This is a genomic window from Haloarcula sp. MBLA0138 (assembly GCF_055632455.1).
On sequence record NZ_CM145746.1, the window covers coordinates 1,401,882 to 1,420,007 of the forward strand.

General features: G+C 69.4%; 13 protein-coding genes and 2 rRNA genes. 4 read left to right on the plus strand and 11 right to left on the minus strand.

Annotated features, from left to right (window positions below; translation table 11 throughout):
* Positions 1 to 34: 34 nt before the first annotated feature.
* Positions 35 to 772 (minus strand): sporulation protein, encoded by a 738-nt coding sequence (locus tag ACV7JO_RS07410; protein WP_470355703.1) that lies wholly within the window; start codon positions 770 to 772, stop codon positions 35 to 37.
* Between the two features lie 47 nt (positions 773 to 819).
* The gene (locus ACV7JO_RS07415; RefSeq protein WP_470355704.1) at positions 820 to 1,494 is read right to left on the minus strand and encodes a zinc ribbon domain-containing protein; all 675 of its coding nucleotides are present in this window, start codon (positions 1,492 to 1,494) and stop codon (positions 820 to 822) included.
* Between the two features lie 90 nt (positions 1,495 to 1,584).
* On the opposite strand from ACV7JO_RS07415, the gene ACV7JO_RS07420 reads away from it, so the two are divergent.
* A complete protein-coding gene (locus tag ACV7JO_RS07420; RefSeq protein ID WP_470355705.1) occupies positions 1,585 to 3,345 on the plus strand; it encodes a MutS-related protein in 1,761 nt (586 codons plus the stop codon).
* Between the two features lie 15 nt (positions 3,346 to 3,360).
* Here the strand turns inward: ACV7JO_RS07420 and ACV7JO_RS07425 are convergent, their stop codons facing one another.
* Positions 3,361 to 3,663 carry a hypothetical protein gene (locus ACV7JO_RS07425; RefSeq protein WP_470355706.1) on the minus strand — a complete coding sequence of 101 codons (303 nt, stop codon included), beginning with the start codon at positions 3,661 to 3,663 and terminating at the stop codon, positions 3,361 to 3,363.
* A 535-nt stretch (positions 3,664 to 4,198) separates the two neighbouring features.
* On the opposite strand from ACV7JO_RS07425, the gene ACV7JO_RS07430 reads away from it, so the two are divergent.
* Positions 4,199 to 4,918: a halocyanin domain-containing protein gene (locus tag ACV7JO_RS07430; RefSeq protein ID WP_470355707.1), complete on the plus strand. Its 720-nt coding sequence runs from the start codon at positions 4,199 to 4,201 to the stop codon at positions 4,916 to 4,918.
* On the opposite strand, the gene ACV7JO_RS07435 is transcribed toward ACV7JO_RS07430, so the two are convergent.
* Genes ACV7JO_RS07435 through ACV7JO_RS07455 form a run of 5 tightly spaced genes read right to left on the minus strand, consistent with a single transcriptional unit; the run spans position 4,915 to position 10,993 of the window.
* Positions 4,915 to 6,102 (minus strand): hypothetical protein, encoded by a 1,188-nt coding sequence (locus ACV7JO_RS07435; RefSeq protein ID WP_470355708.1) that lies wholly within the window; start codon positions 6,100 to 6,102, stop codon positions 4,915 to 4,917. The genes ACV7JO_RS07430 and ACV7JO_RS07435 overlap by 4 nt on opposite strands.
* Positions 6,103 to 6,154: 52 nt before the next feature.
* Entirely contained in the window at positions 6,155 to 7,270 is a 1,116-nt protein-coding gene (locus ACV7JO_RS07440) for a zinc ribbon domain-containing protein (protein ID WP_470355709.1), read from the minus strand.
* 58 nt (positions 7,271 to 7,328) lie between these two features.
* Positions 7,329 to 8,522: a PP2C family protein-serine/threonine phosphatase gene (locus tag ACV7JO_RS07445; protein WP_470355710.1), complete on the minus strand. Its 1,194-nt coding sequence runs from the start codon at positions 8,520 to 8,522 to the stop codon at positions 7,329 to 7,331.
* A 2-nt stretch (positions 8,523 to 8,524) separates the two neighbouring features.
* Positions 8,525 to 9,757: a serine/threonine protein kinase gene (locus ACV7JO_RS07450; RefSeq protein WP_470355711.1), complete on the minus strand. Its 1,233-nt coding sequence runs from the start codon at positions 9,755 to 9,757 to the stop codon at positions 8,525 to 8,527.
* 51 nt (positions 9,758 to 9,808) lie between these two features.
* Positions 9,809 to 10,993, minus strand: coding sequence for a vWA domain-containing protein (locus ACV7JO_RS07455; RefSeq protein ID WP_470355712.1), 1,185 nt, complete (start codon positions 10,991 to 10,993; stop codon positions 9,809 to 9,811).
* Between the two features lie 122 nt (positions 10,994 to 11,115).
* Here ACV7JO_RS07455 and ACV7JO_RS07460 point away from each other — a divergent pair, with 122 nt between their 5' ends.
* A complete protein-coding gene (locus ACV7JO_RS07460; RefSeq protein WP_470355713.1) occupies positions 11,116 to 11,544 on the plus strand; it encodes a CopG family ribbon-helix-helix protein in 429 nt (142 codons plus the stop codon).
* Between the two features lie 26 nt (positions 11,545 to 11,570).
* Here ACV7JO_RS07460 and ACV7JO_RS07465 read toward each other — a convergent pair whose 3' ends face one another.
* Positions 11,571 to 12,416 (minus strand): VOC family protein, encoded by an 846-nt coding sequence (locus ACV7JO_RS07465; protein WP_470355714.1) that lies wholly within the window; start codon positions 12,414 to 12,416, stop codon positions 11,571 to 11,573.
* A 78-nt stretch (positions 12,417 to 12,494) separates the two neighbouring features.
* On the opposite strand from ACV7JO_RS07465, the gene ACV7JO_RS07470 reads away from it, so the two are divergent.
* Positions 12,495 to 14,579 carry a beta-glucosidase gene (locus ACV7JO_RS07470; RefSeq protein WP_470355715.1) on the plus strand — a complete coding sequence of 695 codons (2,085 nt, stop codon included), beginning with the start codon at positions 12,495 to 12,497 and terminating at the stop codon, positions 14,577 to 14,579.
* Between the two features lie 168 nt (positions 14,580 to 14,747).
* Here the strand turns inward: ACV7JO_RS07470 and rrf are convergent.
* Positions 14,748 to 14,870 (minus strand): 5S ribosomal RNA (rrf, locus tag ACV7JO_RS07475).
* 127 nt (positions 14,871 to 14,997) lie between these two features.
* Positions 14,998 to 17,921, minus strand: a 23S ribosomal RNA gene (locus ACV7JO_RS07480).
* Positions 17,922 to 18,126: the final 205 nt, after the last annotated feature.

Below are 18,126 nucleotides of genomic sequence, written 5' to 3' on the forward strand. Positions count from 1 at the left end.
TCAGAGTGGCCGTTCGTCCGGTTCGGGGCGGCCGCTAGCTCAGTTCCCGGATAGTGCCCGCAAGCATCCCCTCGATGGCGGCGGGGTCGTCGCTGTCGACGGAAATCGTCGTGTACCGCTCGTCGATATCCATGGCCTCCGAGAGCAGGCCGCCGCGCCGGTCGACTTCGAGGTAGAGGGTCAGCCCGCGCTCGGCGAACTCCGGGACGACCTCCACCTCGTCGACCTCGCCCGCGAACTCGCCGCCGCGGGGCCGGAACTCGAACTCCTGAACGAACGACGCGCTGGTGCCGAAGGCGCTCCCGGGCGTCGCCTCGCAGGAGGCCGAGTGGAGGTCGAGCCCGTGCCTGTCGAGCGCGTCGAACACCGCCTGCAGGCGGGGCGAGGGCTCGACCTGTAGCCGGTCCTCATCCTCCGGGTCGACGGCCATGGAGATGTCCAGTCCGGTCTCGACCGCGACCGAGGTCGAGCCGACCGTCACCGGCGTCCGCCGGGGCACGTCGACGCTCGTCTCGAAACGCCGCTGCTCGTCGGGCGTGATAGTGAACGGGTCCGTCAATCGCCACTTGTCGACGACGGCGTCCCGGTACCCTTCCTCAGTCCGGTACTCAGTCTCGATGGCGAAGTAGATGGCGTCTATCTCCTGTTCGGTCGAGCCGCCCTCGACGCGTACTTCGGCGTCGACTGTCTCGCCGGCCCGAATCGTCGTGGAGGGCAGGACCGTGTCGACGCGAGCGGAGCCGATTCCGATGCGGGAGAGCACGTCTTTCATCGCGGGTAGAACGGGCGGCCCCGCCGGGATAAGCTTCGTGGCGGCGGCTATCCGCCGCGGTCGTCCTGGCTCTGCTCGGGGCCGTCGACGGCGTCGGTGTCATCACCGGGGGCGGCAGTCGGAGTCCCGCTGTCACCGGACGCGGCAACGCCCGCCCGCTCGTGCAGCCGTCCGGGTTCGCCCCGGAGCTGTCTGGCTGCCCGCGCGGCGACGCGGCGTGCGAGCAGGAGCGCCCCGGCGGCGACGGCCCCGAGCAGGAGGACGACGGCGGTCGCCCCGTCGCCGAGCATCGACGGGCCGCCCGTGAGCGAGTCGTAGCCGACGGCGGCCGCGACCAGCGCGATGCCGGCGACGACGAGGTACAGTCCCCGGGCGAGGGCGTCGCTGGGGTTCCGACACCGCGAGAGGAGTGCCGCCGGGAGGAGCCACCCCCCGAGCATGAGCGCAGCGGTCGCCGCCGGCGAGAGGCCGCCGGCCGCGATGACGCCGGCGTAGGCGACCAGCGGCGCGACGGCGATGCCGAGTGCCAGCCCGGTCAGCGCGGTGGCCCACGTCGGCGACGACGGCCGCTGGGCGGCGAGGACGTCGTCCATCCGCTCGGTGACGAGGTCGAGTTGCTCGTCGGTGAGCAGCCGCGCGTCGCAGTGGGGACACTCGGAGACCGCCGACGGCAGCGGCTCGCCACACTCCGGACAGGCCGGGCCGCCGTCGGCGTTCGCCATACGCGGGCTTGCACGCCGGGGGGCTTCAGTTGCCGGGTCGGAAACGGGCGGAGATAAACGACTAAACCGCCGCCACCCGTCGCCCCGCGCATGCGACTGGAGGAGTACTGGGGCGTCGGCCCGAAGACGGCCGAACTCCTGACGACCGAACTCGGCGTCGAGCGGGCCGTCGAGGCCATCGAGTCGGCCGACACGCGGACGCTGACCGCCGCGGGGCTCTCGCGGGGCCGGGCGACGCGCATCCTCCGGCGAGCCAGCGGCGCGGCGTCGATGGACCTGCTTGCGACCCGTGACGCCCGCGACGTGTACAAGGAGCTGTTGGACCTCGCCGAGGAGTACGCAGTCACCGCGGACGCGGCCGACAGCGTCCGCGTCCTGACGCCGCTGCCGACGGTCGCGGCGATGCAGGACCGCCTCGACGACGTGCTCGCGGCCCGCGACACGTGGACGGCAATGAGCGAGAGCGACCGGCGGGCCGTCCTCGAAGCCTTCGAGCGACACGACGGCGACGGCGGCGAGCGGGCGGCCGTCGAGACGGCGCTGGCCCTGCGGGAGGTGGGCGTCTCCGAGGGCGTGTTCGAACCGCTCGCGGAACTGGACGGCGACGCGCTCCGGGACGCCAGCGCCGCGCTGGCGGGACTGGCCGGCGAGGACGACCGCGTCGGCGACGGGGCCGACGACGAACTCGACGCGCTCCGGGACGGCCTCGGGGCGGTCGAGGACCTCGCGGCCGCCGCCCCGGAGGTCGCCGAGGCGGTTCGGGAGGGTGCTCGCCGGCCCGACGAACTGCGGGACGGACTCGTCCGCCACGTCACCGACGAGACGGGCCTCGACGCCGCACGGGTCAGGGAGGCGATGCCCGACGAGGCGACGGACGCGCGGGACTTCGTCGAGGCGGCGCTCCGGGACCTGCGAAGCGGCCTCCGGAGCGACGCCGAGGCGCGCGAGGCGGCCGTGGCCGACCGGCTGGAGGGCGACCTCGCGGCGGCCCGGGACGAGGTCGACGCGGCGGTCCGCGCGGTCGACGACATCGCGCTGTCGGTGTCGCTGGCGCGTTTCGCCGACGCCTTCGACCTCGTCCGACCGACGTTCGTCGAGGACCGCAAGACAGTCGCGGTGCGGGGCGCGCGCAACCTCTCGCTGGCCGACGGGGGCGGCACGGTCCAGCCGGTGACCTACGCCGTCGGCGACCACGGGCTGGGCGGCGACGACGGCCCACCAGACGGCGACCGCGTGGCGGTCCTGACAGGGGCCAACTCCGGCGGGAAGACGACACTGCTGGAGACGCTGTGTCAGGTCCAACTGCTCGCCCAAATGGGGCTGCCCGTCCCCGCGGAGGCCGCCGAGGTCGGCCCCGTCGACGCCGTCGTCTTCCACCGCCGGCACGCCTCGTTCAACGCCGGCGTGCTGGAGTCGACGCTGCGGTCGGTCGTGCCGCCGCTCTCGGAGAGCGACCGGACGCTGATGCTGGTCGACGAGTTCGAGGCCATCACCGAACCGGGGTCGGCCGCGGACCTCCTGCACGGCCTCGTGACGCTGACCGTCGACCGCGACGCGCTGGGCGTGTTCGTTACCCATCTGGCCGACGACCTCGAACCGCTGCCCGAGGCGGCCCGCACCGACGGCATCTTCGCCGAGGGGCTGAACACCGACCTCGAACTGCAGGTCGACTACCAGCCGCGGTTCGGGACCGTCGGGCGCTCGACGCCGGAGTTCATCGTCTCGCGGTTGGTCGCCAACGCGGGCGACCCCGCAGAGCGGTCCGGATTCGAGACACTGGCGGAGGCCGTCGGCGAGGCGGCCGTCCAGCGGACGCTCTCGGACGCCCGGTGGACCGAGAGCGAGGGGTGACGGACGGCGCGCCGCTCAGGGGTCGTCGACGGCGACCGCTCTGACGGCGATGACGCCGAACCCCTCGCGGAGACGCGTTGCGACCGCCTCGGGAGTGTCGTCGCCGACAGCCACCGACAGCGTCACGTCGGCATCGACGCGGAGGTCGGTGAACGTCGGCCGGACGCCCGTGACGCCGTCGACCGTGACCGAGTCGACGCCGTCGACGGCCGCGAGTACCGCCGCGACGCCGGATTCGAGGTCTGCTGACTCACCGCGGGGGACCCGCAGCGAGAGGTCGACCGACGCGACGACGGTGCCGGACGCGTGTCGGGACATGAGTCCGGCGGCCGGAGTCGAACCGGGAGCGCTCGCCGACCGAGCCCGCCGGGAACAGGGCGGCGGCGTCGCTGACCGAGCGGGCGCTGTCCCTGTCGAGAGATGCCGACCGGTGACGCGGGCCGTGGTGCAGAGCGCGGCGGACGGCCTCACGAGTACCGAGTCGGCGGTGACGAACGCGACACCCGTCCGCTACCGGGCAGAGCGGCGACGCGATGGGGAGCGTCGATCCCGAACCGGACCGCGCCTACGCGGCGACGGACGAAAAGCGACGACGGCGGGCGAGTGGCCCGGCCCGGCCGCCTACGAGCGTCCCGGTGGCGAGCGCGGCGCAGGGCCGACTCGGGACGGTGGCGAACGACGGAGCCGAGAGCCGAATCACACTGAATCACCACGCCGTCTTGGCGTACCGATACGGTGTGGCGTCGCGGTATTAAAGCTGATTCACGACTGGCAACACACCTCACGGTCGGCGATTCCAGGGCCGTGGGAACGCGCGACCCGCTTTATGACGGTGGTCGGCCGACTGTGATGTATGGGCGCGGATACCCGACCCGAGGCGAGCCGTATCGACACCGCTACCACGAGTCGCCGGCGGTTCGCGGCGGCGTCGGTCGGCGTCGCGCTGCTGGGCGCGGCCGGGGCCGCGACGGCACAGCAGGAACCGGAGTACGGCGGTTGGTTCGACGACGTCTCGAACTTCGACGGGACGGTCGACCGCCGGGGGCAAGACACGGTCGAGATAACCGTCGGCGCGGAGGGCAACAACGGGGCCTACGCCTACGGGCCGGCGGCGGTGATGGTCTCGCCCGGGACCGAAGTCGTCTGGACGTGGACGGGTAACGGCGGGACCCACAACGTCATCTCGGAGGGCGAGGGGCCGCTGGACTCCGGGTCGGCTGTCACCGGCAGCGACACGACTTACAGCCACACCTTCGAGAGCGAGGGCACCTTCAAGTACTACTGTACCCCGCACAAGGCGCTAGGTATGAAGGGGGCCGTCGTCGTCCGCCCCGGCGAGGCCAGCGGGACGAGCGGCGGGGCAGCGGGCGGAGACGAGTCCGAAAGCGGGTCGCCGTCCGGTTCGAGCGGTCAGTCCGGCGGGAACGGGACCGACGGAGCGGGCCAAGCCGGCGGTGCTAGCCGCTCGAGCAGCGCCGACGGGCCGCTGGCGACGCTGGCGGCGGTCATCACGATGGCGTTCCTCTCGCCGCTGGCGTTCGCCGCGCTCGTTCGCCGGAGCGAGGACCGCTAACCGCCGTCCAGCCGCTCGCCGCAGTTCGGACAGAACGTCGCCGCCGTCGACGAGGACAGCGGCGTCTCACAGGCGGGACAGGTCTCGGGAACCGCATCGGCCGCGGCCGACGGGTCGAAGACGGCCGTGTCCGCCTCCCACTCCTCGCCGGCGTTCGGACCGTCAGCGTCGGCCCCGCGGTCCGACGCGGTCGGAGTGGACCCAGCGGAAGCGGTGACGGAGTCGGCGGGACCCTCGGCGTCGTCGAGCGAGAACACGCGCGTCTGTGACGTGCCCGCCACGCCGTCGCGGCCGGTCGCCTCGGCCCCGTCCGGACCGTCGTCGGCCTCGGGCCGGCCGGACGAGGTCGGCTCGGCGTCGTCGCCCGCCGCGGCCGAGGTTGGCGGGGTCGTCGAAGGGTACCGCTGTCCGGGCCGCCGAGAGGGGTCGTCGAGGGGCGCGCGGAGGCGGACGACCGCCGCGGCCGCCTGCTGGGGCAGGAGGTACGCCGCCGACAGCGCCGCGGGGGCGACGGCGGCCGCGGCCAGCAGGTCTGTGGTCGAGCGGCCGGTGAGCGCCAGTGCGGCCCCGGCGACCGAGTCGACGCCGGCCCGCGAGAGCGTCCCCGCGGCCCCGACGCGGCCGAAGGCGGCCGGCGCGTGAATCAGCCACCCGACCGCCAGCGCCGCCGCGGCGACGGCGACGAGCGCCGCGAGCGCGCGCGGGAGCGACAGGGAGTAGACGCGGTGGCCGTAGGCGACGGTCCGCCAGAGCAGGTGCGTCGCCGCGAGCGCGAGAAGCGCCAACACCGGAGCCGACCGCCCGGCGACGACGGTGGCCGCGACCGCCACGAGGACTGCTGTTCCCGGCAACGCCAGCAGGACGCCCGGATTGTCGAAGCGGTACGCCGACGCGAGGTTTCCGTGTTCGTTGCGGAGCCGTCGCGTCGCCAGCGCGGCGACGGCCAGCGCGGGCACCGCGACCCAGCAACACAGCGCGGCGACGGCGAACGCACTCACCGTTGTCGGACCGACGGCGACGGCCCGCCCGGGCGTGGGGAGCGCCCGCCCGAGGGCGAGGCCGGTCCCGAACACCCAGAGCGCGTAGCCGGCGTACGCGACCGGCAGTCCGAGGAACAGCCAGCGTTCGGCCCCGAGAAGCGAGACGGACGCGCGGAGTTGCGCACCCGGTGTACCACCCGACATCGTCTTGGTCTTGGTCTTTCCACAGGCGGGGCTTAACTGTGGGTGGTGGCGGTCAGGGCGCGCGGACCGTCATCGTGGCGACGCCGGACAGCCCGAGTTCGTCCCCGGGTTCGACGCGCTCGCGGTCGCCCTTCTGGAGGGACCGACCGTTGAGCCGCGTGGGGTTCTCCCCGAGGTCGACGAGGTAGAAGCCGTCGGCCTCGCGGACGAACCGGACGTGTTCGCGGTGGATGCGGACGACCTCGTCCTCCGGCCGGCCGGCATCGGATAGCGCCGCCCGGACCTCGCGCCCAACGTGGTCGCCGTCGGCCACGTCTATCTCCCGCCCGCTGACTTCGAGAACGAGCGAATCCGGGACGGCGTCGGTGTCGGTCCCAGTCTCGGAGCCGGACTGGAGCGCGTCAACGGCGTCGTCCGCGGCCGCGTCGTCGCCGCTGTCCGCCGGGTCGTCCCCGGCGTCCGTCGCCCCGTCGTCGAGGCCGGTACCGCAGTTCGCACAGAAGTTGTCGTCGCCGTCCACCTCGGCCCCGCAGGACGGGCAGTCCGTGCGCGCGTCGCCGGGTTCGAGGTCGCGCACGTCGGCCCCGCAGTCGGGGCAGAAGTTGGCGTCGGCTGCCAGCGTCGCGTCGCAGTCCGGGCAGGCGACCGCCTCCTCGCCGGCCGCGTCGTCCCCGGAAACGTCGTCGGCCGGGTCGGTCTCAGAAGCGTCGGCCGTATCGGCAGGTGGCTCGCCCGCCGCGTCGTCGGCCGCCGACCGCTCCGTCCCGTCGTCCGTCTCTCCGGCGTCGGGCTCCGGTGTGTCCGCAGCCGGCGTATCGGTCGCTTCGGCGTCGTCGACCTCGCCGTCGGCGGTCGCCCCGTCCACGTTCCCGTCGGGGACGCCGTCGTCACCGTCGCGCTCGTCGGCCGCGCCGGTAGCGGCGTCGGCCGACGCGGCGTCACCGTGGTCCCCGACCGCTCCCTCACCCTCGGCGGCCTCGGCGAGGATGTCCCGGTAACCGTCGTCGGTCCCGTCGCCCTCGGCCGCGACGGTCGCGTCCTCTGGGTCGCCGGTGTACTGCCACTCCCCGCAGTCCGGGTTCGTACACCACCCACCGGCCGCCGTCGGGTCGAACCCCGTCCCACAGATCGGGCATTCGACCTCGCGTTCGACATCTGCGTCAGACATGCGTGTTCGTTCGCGGGTTCTACACAGAGAAAGAAAACAGTTACCCCCGCCGAACCGGTCACTCGTCAGTCATGATTACTGTGTCGCGGTCCGCGATGTCCGTGTCGGGGTCGACGGCCCGGACGGGGAGCCCGCCGCGCTCGGGCGTCGACGGCAGGGCGTCGTCGGCGAACAGGAGGACCGAGACGTTGTCCTTGCCGCCGCGGTCGTTCGCCAGCGAGACGTACGTCCGACTGGCGTCGTCGAGCGAGGCCGCGTCGAGCACCACGTCGCGTATCTCGTCGTCGGTGACGACCGCCTCCCGCACCGTCTCTGCCATCGCCGCCGAGCGGTCGGCGTCGAGGTACTCCCGGTACAACTGCGGCGCGTCGGTCTGTGCGTCGACCAGCCCGTCGCTGGTCAGGACCACCGTATCTTCGGCGTAGAGGCGAACGCTGCGCGTGTCGACCGGGACCGCCGCGTCGGTCGGGTCCTCGCGGCCCGCGCCGCCCAGCGCGCGAGTGATTTCGTTCCCGTCGGGGTGGACGTGGGCCTCGACGGCGTCTATCTCGCCCTCGTCGGCGCGCTCCTGTACAACAGCGTGGTCTTTCGTCAGCGGAACTATCGACTCGCGGGCCCCGTTGACGAGGTAGCCGCGACTGTCGCCGACCCACCCGAGATGGAGGTGGCCGTCGGCGTACACCCCCGCGACGACGGTCGTGTACGACTGCGTGCCGGCGTCGGCGGCGTAGCGGAGTATCTCGCGGTGGGCCTCGACGACCGCGTTCTCGATGGCCGCCTGTATGTCGGCCTCCCCCAGCGTGTCGGGCAGCGAGTCGGGGCCGATGTCCACGTCGAACTGGGTCGGGCGCTGTCGGGCCGCCCTGACCGCGATAGCACCCAGTCGCTCGGCGGCGACGGTCGTCGCGATGTAGGAGGCCGCGTCGCCGGCGTCGTGGCCGCCAGCCCCGTCGGCGACGACGAAGACGCCGGCCGAGCGGTTCGCCGGGCGGGCCTCGTCGTCGGCCGTCTCGTCGCTCTCGACCTGCTCGCTGTTCCCGGCTGTCTCGCCGACCGCTTCCGGTCCGTCGGCGGCGTCCGTCTCGCCTTCCCCGTCGACCGCCTCGCCCTCGCTCGCGTCGGGGGGGGTCCGCGTCTGCCCGCGGTAGCCGTCGCGGTGTCCCTCCTCGAAGACGAGCACCGAGAGGCTGTCCTCGTTGATTCCCTGTCCGCGCTTCCGGTCGCCGATGTCGTAGTTGGTGCTGTATCGCATAGTCAGTCGGGGTGAAACTCGAAGGTGACGCCGTAGGTGGGGTGGACCAGCGAGACGAGGTCGCCCTCCCGGAGCCGGACCGATTCGGGCGGCACGTCGCCGTGTCTGTCGGTCGGGTCCTCGCCCTCCTCGCGCAGGCGCTCGCGCCCCGCCGCACAGAGGACGCGCTGCCAGCCGGCCCCCTTCTGGACGAAGGTGCCGTTGAGGCTCCGGTCGTGGAGGTGCCAGTCGCCGCCGTCGGTGTCGAACTGGACCTGCACCGAGGAGATGTACTCGCCCTGCGGGTCGTCGATGGTGATGGAGGCCCGCGGCCCGCTAGCGCCCGCGCGGCCGATGGTGTCGCCGGGTTCGACGGTGAACCGCGTGTCGGCCTGCACGTAGACGACCGAGGCCGTCGCCGGCGGCGTCGGGTCCTTGGCTTCGAGGACTTCCTTGAGGACAGTCGCGTTCCGGTAGCGGTAGCGGTAGTCGGACTGGGTGGCGCGCTCGACGATTTCGGCGAGGTAATCCTCGCAGTCCGCGCCGAACCGCCGCGGGTCGACGCCGTCTTTCTTCGGGACGCTGCCTTTCAGCAGGAAGAGCAGTATCTTCCCGATGGAGTAGACGTCCGACCACGGCCCCTGTCGCACGTCGGTCCGGCCGGCCTCCGCGACCTCTCGGGGCTTGAACGACCCCAGAATCGTCGTCCCGGAGTTGCCCGTCGCGGGGTCGCCGTCGGCGTCGAAGCCGGTGGCCGTGTTGAAGTCGATGAGCGTCGGCGTGATGTCGGGCGTGAGCATCACGTTCTCGGGCTTGAGGTCGCGGTAGACGATCTCGTTCTCGTGGAGAAATCCCATCGCGTCACAGAGGTCGATGCCGATGCGCCGGACCCGCTCCGTGTCCTCGATGGGGCCGTGTTCCGCGATGACCTCGTCCAGTTCGATACCGCCCTCGACGAGTTGGACCACGAGGAAGGGCACGTCCCGCTCGGCCACCGTCTCGTAGAGGTCCATCACGTTCTCGTGGCCGCCGGCGGCGCTGATGCGCTCCAGCGAGGCCGCCTCCTTGCGGAAGTACTCCTCGATGACGCCCGGGTCGTTCGACGACTCGGTGTAGTTGGGATGTTTCAGGACGACGGTGTCGCCGCCCTCGGTGTCGACGGCCCGGTAGGCCTTGGCGAACCCGCCCTTGCCGAGGAACTCGTCGAGTTCGTAGCGGCCGGCGATGACGTCACCGGGCGCTGGCTCCCACGTCATGTCACGCCGGGAATGCACCGCGTTGGCTCGCGTGACGCCGCGGTCCCGCGCTCACTGCTCCAACCCCTCGTCGGTGACTATCTTCGTGGCCTCGCTCTGCTCGGCTCGGCCCCCCTCCATCACGATCTCCGTCTCGCGCTCGGCCGACTGGACGGCCCGCGTGTCCGCGCCGTGTATCCGGGTCATCCGTTCGAGTTGGGTCTGGGCCTCGGCGACGTTTCCCTTGCCGAGTTCGGTCCGGATGACCGTCTGCCGGTGGTCCACGTCGACCGCCTCGTTGTGCGCCGCGAGCTTCGCCTCGTCGTCGGTGTAGCGGACGGTGACCGCCCCGGTCGCCGTCTGCCCGCGCGCGGTCAGCGTCACGTCCGCGAGCGTCGCCTCGCGCCCGATATCGCGGGCCGGCGCGTGTATCTTCAGGACAACCCGCTGGGTCTCGCGCTCGACGAGGTCGGGTAGCCGGACGACCGCGGTGTTGTCCTCCCACTCCGGGGCGACTTCCTGTGTCTGTGGTAGCGCGCGGTAGACCTCGCTGACCTCGACGCCGTCGGCCGCGTCGAGTTCGAGGCGGGCGTCGGGCGCGACGACGGTCCCGGCCTCCTCGACGGCGTCGCCGAAGAAGTCCTCGATGTCGCCCGACGAGTCGAGATGGGTCCACTCCCCGCGGGCGGTCGTGCCGAGCGTCCGGATGGTCTCTTTCCGGTAGTCGCTCCCGATGCCGGCGGACTTGATTCGGATGCCCTCTCCGTCTATCTCGCGGGCCAGTTCCGCGAACTCCGGCGGGTCGTGCCTGTTGTCCTTGCCGTCCGATAGCAACAGCACCCGCCGGGCCGTGCTGTCGTCGAGCGGGAGGTCCCGCAGCGAGTCCTTCGCGGCGACGAGGCCGCGGTACATGTCCGTCCCGCCGCCGGCGGCGATATCGGCGACGCGGTCGACGGCCGTCTCGCGGTCGATGTCCCCCCACCGAGTCGCCGGCAGGACGGTCTCGACCTCGCTGTCGAAGGCGACGACGGAGACGTAGTCGTCGGCGTCGAGGAGCCCGAACACCCACTCGGCCCCGTCGCGGGCCTTCGCTATCTCGTCGCCGGCCATCGACCCGCTGGCGTCGACACAGAGCGCTATCTGCCGGGTCGGGCGCTCCGTCTGGCGTCCGGGTTCGACCTCGATTTCGGCGGTCACCCGCGCCCCCTCCCCCGGGACGTACGGTCGGTTGACGTCCGTCTCGACGTTCGCTGTCATGTGTTTGGTCGGAGTTACGAGCCGCCTATAAGTTTTCCGCCGAGTGAGGGCGGAACGAGGTGACGCGTTCGCCGCAGAGCAGTTCGGTAATAATTAATAGATTACCGAGCGTCGGTTAATACATGACAGTCGTCAGCGTCTCCATGCCGGAAGCGTTGCTCGAACGAATCGACGAGTTCGCGGACGAACACGGCTACACCGGCCGCAGCGAGATAATCCGCGAAGCGAGCCGGAATCTGCTGGGCGAGTTCGAAGACAAGCGGCTCGAAGGCCGGGAGCTGATGGGCATCGTCACCGTCCTGTTCGACTTCGAGACCACCAGTGTCGAGGAGAAGATGATGCACCTGCGCCACGAACACGAGGGGCTGGTGGCCTCGAACTTCCACAGCCACGTCGGCGAACACCGGTGTATGGAACTGTTCGTGCTGGAGGGGACCCTCGAAGAGATATCGACGTTCGTCGGGAAGATTCGCGCGACGAAAGACACCCTCAACATCGACTACTCGGTCGTCCCCGTAGACGACTTCGGGACGCTCGCCGACGTGGAGTGAGCGGCCGGTGAGACGGGCGTGCGCCGTCAGGACGCCACGCGCACGCGAACGGTGATACCGTCGGCGTCGGTCACGGCCAGCCCGTCCCCGCAGTCGCGGGGGTCGTACCCCGCCGCGTCGAGGCTGTCGCGTACCGCCGCCAGCGCCTCGCGGTCGGGCACGACCACCTCGAACCACTCGAGCCCGCGACCCGTGCCCGGCCCCGACCGGCTGTTCCAGACGTTCGCGCCGACGTGGTGGTGGTAGCCGCCGGCGGCCATGAACAGGGCGTCGGGATACGTCGCCCGCAGCCCCAGTCCGAGGCCGTCGAGGTAGAACGAGCGCGCCGCCGACAGGTCGGACAGTTCGAGGTGGACGTGGCCGATATCGGTCCCGACCGGGGCGGCCTCACCGCCGTCGCGGTCGGCCCGGAGCGCGTCGGTGTCGAGCGGTTCCGTCGCCATCTCGACGCCGCCGTCGGGCGTCTCACCCCACGTCTCCCGGGGCCGGTCGCGGTACACCTCGACGCCGTTCCCCTCCGGGTCCGTGAGGTACAGTGCCTCGCTGACGAGGTGGTCCGACGCGCCGGCCAGCCGCCACTCCGACTCGATGCGGGCGAGGGCGTCGCCGAGCGCCCCGCGGGACGGGACCCGGAACGCGGTGTGAAAGAGCCCGGTCTCGTCGCGTGAGCGCTCGGGCGCCTCGGGGTCCTCGTCGAGTACGAGTAGGTCCGTCTCGCCGTCACCCAGCACGGTCCGATCACCGTTTTGGTGGTGTTCGGTCAGTCCGACGATGCGCTCGTAAAACGTCGCGACCGTGTCCGGGTCAGTCACCGTCAGCCCCACCCGTCCGACGGCGGTGTCGTCCGGCAGAGCCGCGTCGCGTCTCTCCATGTCGCCCGGTTGTTTCCCCGAGGGGATAGCGTTTTGGCGCCATGCCTAAGACGCGAAGCGCCGAAGTACGGCTATCCGATGACCCGAGCGAACGCCACCGAACTCGTCGCCGACCTGACGCGCTCTGAGAAGCTCTCTCTCGTCCGCGGCACGGCCGACCCCGACGGCACCGCGACCGGCTACCTCCCCGGCATCGACCGACTCGACATCCCGCCGTACCGTCTCGTCGACGGCCCCCTCGGCATCCGCGCGGAGGGTGAGCGCGCCACCGCGTTCCCGGCCTCTATCGCCACGGCGGCGACCTTCGACGCCGAACTGGCACGCGAGCAGGGCCGTGCGCTCGCCCGCGAGGCTGTGGCCCACGGGCAGGACTCCCTGCTCGGCCCCGGTCTGAACATCGTTCGGGTCCCCCACTGCGGCCGGAACTTCGAGTACCTCTCGGAGGACCCCGTGCTGGCCGGCGCGCTCGGCGCAGCGCTCGTCGACGGCGTCCAATCTGCGGGCGTCGTCGCGACCGCCAAGCACTTCGTGGCGAACAATCAGGAGACGAACCGGACCGCCGTCAGCGCCGAGGTCGGCGAGCGCGCGCTCCGCGAACTCTACCTCCCGCCCTTCCGCGCCGCCGTCGACGCCGGCGTCGGCTCGGTGATGACCGCCTACAACCGCGTCAACGGGACGTACATGAGCGACCACGAGCGGCTGGTCGGCGACGTACTCAAAGGGGAGTGGGGGTTCGACGGCTACGTCGTCTCCGACTGGTACGGGCTGGCGACGACGGTCGGCGCGGCGACGGCCGGACTGGACGTCGAGATGCCCGGCGTCCCGATGTCGCTGCCCGACGACTACGAACCGCCCGACGGCATCCCCGACGCCCGCCACGCCGGCCTGTTCGGCGACCCGCTCGAGGACGCCCTCGACAGCGGGGCGGTTCCCGAGGACCGGCTAAACGACATGGTCGCCCGCGTCCTCGGCCAACTGTCCCAGACCGGTCTGCTGGACGGCGCCGACGACCGACAGGGCGAACTCGACACCGACGCCCACCGCGCGCTGGCCGAGCGCGTCGCCGTCCGCGGGACGGTGCTGCTCGACAACGACGACACACTGCCACTGGCTGACGACGCCGACGTGGCGCTTCTCGGCCCGCACGTCGACGAACCGAAACTCGGCGGCGGCGGCTCCTCCGAGACCACCCCGTTCCACGCCGTCAGCCCCGCCGACGGCGTCCGCGAGCGGGCCGAGGGGCGGGTGCGGACCGCCCGGGGAATCCCGGAGATACGGGACGTGTCGCTGTTCGACCGCCTCCCGTTCGTCGAGGCGGGCGCCGGCGACGGCGCGTTCGCACAGGCCGACACCGACCCGTCGCTCGACGACGCGGTCGCGGCGACCGAAGACGCCGACGTGGCCGTCGTCCTCGTCAGGGACGCCACGACCGAGGGCGAGGACCGCGCGTCGATAGCACTCCCCGGCCGACAGGACGAACTGGTCACTGCCGTGGCCGACGCGGCCGACCGGACCGTCGTCGTCGTCCGGTCCAGCGGCCCCGTCGAGACCCCGTGGCGCGACGACGTGGACGCCATCGCGCAGGCGTGGTACCCGGGACAGGCCGACGGTGACGCGCTGGCCGCCGTCCTCTACGGCGACCGCGACCCCGGCGGCCGCCTCCCCGTCACTGTCGCGCCCGAAGGGGCGTACCCCGCGACCGACGACCGGCAGTACCCCGGCGTCGACGGCGAAGCCCACTACGACGAGGGCGTCTTCGTCGGCTACCGCCACTTCGACGCGGCCGACGCCGACCCCACCTACCCCTTCGGCCACGGCCGCTCGTACGCCGACTTCGAGTACCGCGACGCGACGGTCCGCGACGACCGCACCGTCGACGTGACCGTGGCCAACGTCGCCGACCGCGCCGGCCGCGAAGTCGTGCAGGCGTACGTCGAACCCCCCGCGGTCGACGGCGTCGCGCGGCCACGCCGGGAGCTAGCCGGCTTCGAATCGGTCCGCGTCGAGGCCGGCGACAGTGAGACGGTCACGCTCGCGCTCGACGACCTCGCCTTCGAGCGGTTCGCCCCTGAGACCGGTTGGACGGTGGACGCCGGGCGGTACGTGGTCGCGGTCGGCCGGTCGTCGCGCGACGTGCGTCTGACCCGCACCGTCGAACACTAACGCTCTCACGCGTCGGTGGACTCGCCCGGCCGCTTCCCGCGCGCTGTCGCTATCTGGCGCTTCCTAAAGACACAGACGGGTGAAGCGTCTGTTCGGCCGTGGAGTATGATGCCCGCGCGAGACGCGTGGATGCGTCTCGCGGGCGTGTAAGTGGAATGAGAGTATGAGTGGTGGCGGCGAACCGCGTTTCCCAGAGGCTCGCGCACTCCAGTACTCCCCGGAACGCTGGCGGGCTTATCTTCCGTGTTCGGGATGGGTACGGGAGGCAACCCCGCCGCTATGGCCGCCTAACGCCGAGTCACGGAGTCGAACCGTGAGGATACCGGTCTCGGTTGTGTCTTGTACGTGCGATCCAGATTGCGCCTGGACTCGTTCAGTCCGACGAGCGAATCGTCGGTGAATCGAGTCACAGTGCGTATGATTGATGGCTTCAGGTTGTTAGTGCTCGCGGGCTCAACGTCTCGTTACCTCGACGCGTACACCCCGAGTCTATCGACCGCGTCTTCTACGCGGACCTTCGGCGGTGTCTCTTTTCCGGGTGGGTTTCGAGCTTAGATGCGTTCAGCTCTTACCCCGTGTCGCGTGGCTGCCCGGCGTTGCCCTCTCGGACAACCGGTACACCAGTGGCGACCAACCGTAGTTCCTCTCGTACTATACGGTCGTTCCCGTCAGACACCAGACACACCCAGTAGATAGCAGCCGACCTGTCTCACGACGGTCTAAACCCAGCTCACGACCTCCTTTAATAGGCGAACAACCTCACCCTTGCCCGCTTCTGCACGGGCAGGATGGAGGGAACCGACATCGAGGTAGCAAGCCACTCGGTCGATATGTGCTCTTGCGAGTGACGACTCTGTTATCCCTAGGGTAGCTTTTCTGTCATCAATTGCCCGCATCAAGCAGGCTAATTGGTTCGCTAGACCACGCTTTCGCGTCAGCGTCCCTCGTTGGGAAGGACACTGTCAAGCCATCTTTTGCTCTTGCACTCTTCGCCGGGTCTCTGTCCCGGCTGAGATGGCCGTAGGGCGCGCTCGATATCTTTTCGAGCGCGTACCGCCCCAGTCAAACTGCCCGGCTACCGGTGTCCTCCTCCCGGAGTGAGAGTCGCAGTCACCGACGGGTAGTATTTCACTGTTGTCTGGGTGGCCCGCTAGCGCGGGTACCTCTGTAACGACTCCTACCTATGCTGCACATCGGCGACCACGTCTCAGCGACAGCCTGCAGTAAAGCTCCATAGGGTCTTCGCTTCCCCCTGGGTGTCTCCAGACTCCGCACTGGAATGTACAGTTCACCGGGCCCAACGTTGGGACAGTGATGCTCTGGTTAATCCATTCATGCAAGCCGCTACTGATGCGGCAAGGTACTACGCTACCTTAAGAGGGTCATAGTTACCCCCGCCGTTGACAGGTCCTTCGTCCTCTTGTACGAGGTGTTCAGATACCTGCACTGGGCAGGATTCAGTGACCGTACGAGTCCTTGCGGATTTGCGGTCACCTATGTTGTTACTAGACAGTCCGAGCATCCGAGTCACTGCGACCTGCTCCGTTCCGGAGCAGGCATCCCTTATTGCGAACGTACGGGACTAACTTGCCGAATTCCCTAACGTCGGTTGCTCCCGACAGGCCGTGGCTTTCGCCGCCATGGACACCTGTGTCGGATCTCGGTACGGACACCACACTCCCTTTTCACGGGCCCCAGGTTGAACCACGTTGCCCTATCCCGCCGTTTGTCCGCTTCGTGCCGTTACGGCTTCCACGGAGGTTGACGGTTCGACTGGGCGAGTGCCCAGCGTGGTCGACCCCAGGGCGTCGGTTTCACTGTGTGGTGGCACGGGAATATTAACCCGTTTCCCATTTTGTCTCAGTCGAGTTACGGTGAGACTTAGGACCGGCTAACCCTCAGCTGATCAGCAGTGCTGAGGAACCCTTGTCCATTCGGCCGTCGGGGTTCTCACCCGACTATCGCTGCTACTATGGCCAGGATTTTCGTCACTGATCGGTCCACGCGAGCTCTCGCCCGAGCTTCCATCCAATCAGAGCGCCAATCTACTCGGTCACCTTCTGACAGGTGCGGGTAGGTCTCGGTGGTGGATTTGAGTCCCGATCATTTTGGGTGCCTCAAACCTCGGCCGGTAAGCTGTTACGCTTTTCTTAGAGGGTAGCTGCTTCTAAGCTCACCTCCCGGCTGTCTAGGGCTCGAGACCACCTTCAGAGGATTACACTTAATCCACACTTGGGGACCTTAACCTACCGCTGGGTTGTTCCCCTCCTGGTGCACAGGCTTACCCCGCACACCGGAATCCCTCCGTCGACAGCGTTCGTGCGTTTGGAGTTCGACAGGTGCGCCGACTCCTCTCGGAGGCGGACACACCAATCGGTCGCTCTACCACACGAACTACCTCGGGAGAGGTCATGCTTCGACATGTTTCGATTGGAACCAGCTGTTGCCGGACTCGATGGGCCTTTCACCCCTACACGAAGGTCACGAGAGGGTATTGTAGGACACCAACTCTAACAGGCCTCCACGTGCCTTTCGGCACGCTTCACCTTGCCCACGTGTAGATCGTCCGGATTCGGGTCGTGTCCGAATGACTCCCCGCGCTTGAACACGGCGGCCCTCGTCGTAAGACTGCGGCCATGTCGGTTTCCCTGTGCCTTCCCCGATGCTCGGGTTAGACTTGCCATTCAGACACACTCCCTGGCTCGTTTTTCAAAACGTACGACGGAACACCGGCTTCCCGCGAGTCTTACTGGAGGCTCGCGCCTCGGTCATTCGTCGCGGGACCTTTCGTGCCCCGTCGCTCGATCGCCAACTGAGTTCATGCTCTATTTCGCCTCCCGTCTGAGGGTACTTTGCAGCGTTCGCTCACGCTACTTGTTCACTATCGGTCTCAGGTTGTGTTTAGCCTTCGCAGTCGATGCCTGCGAGATTCGCGAGGGATATCCAACCCCCGCTACTCTGGAACTACCGCACGTCGTAGTGGTCTCGATTACGGGGTTGTCACCCTGTGTCACGCCCTGTTCCAAGGGACTTCGTCGAGACGGTCGGACGCTGAGGGGTAGCCCTGACACCACATTGCCCGTGAGGGCTTCGGTTTGGGCTGTGTCGCGGTCACTCGCGGTTACTGACGACATCACGTTGCGTTTTCTCTTCCGCCCGATACTGAGATGTTTCAGTTCTCGGGGTTCCTCATTGCGCGAAGCAATTGCGTCGGAGATTCTCATTCGGAAATCCATGGTTCTTAGCCTCCGTGCGGCTCCCCATGGCTTATCGCAGCTTGGCACGTCCTTCATCAGCGCCTGAGCCGAGCAATCCACCAGCTGGCATAGTAGCCAACGTCGTTGTGACTCGTTGAACTGAACGAGTCCAGTGGACGCCTGGATCGCACGTACATACGGTTTCATCCTCGCCCCCAAGGTGGGAGTGGTGGGCGAATCGACCCTTCCCAGCCTCGCTTTCACGCGGGCTGGTGCATCTGTCGTCGTACCGCTATCGAGCCACGTCCCACACTTAAGGGGAGCGGTTCGAACACGGTACGAGGTACGGA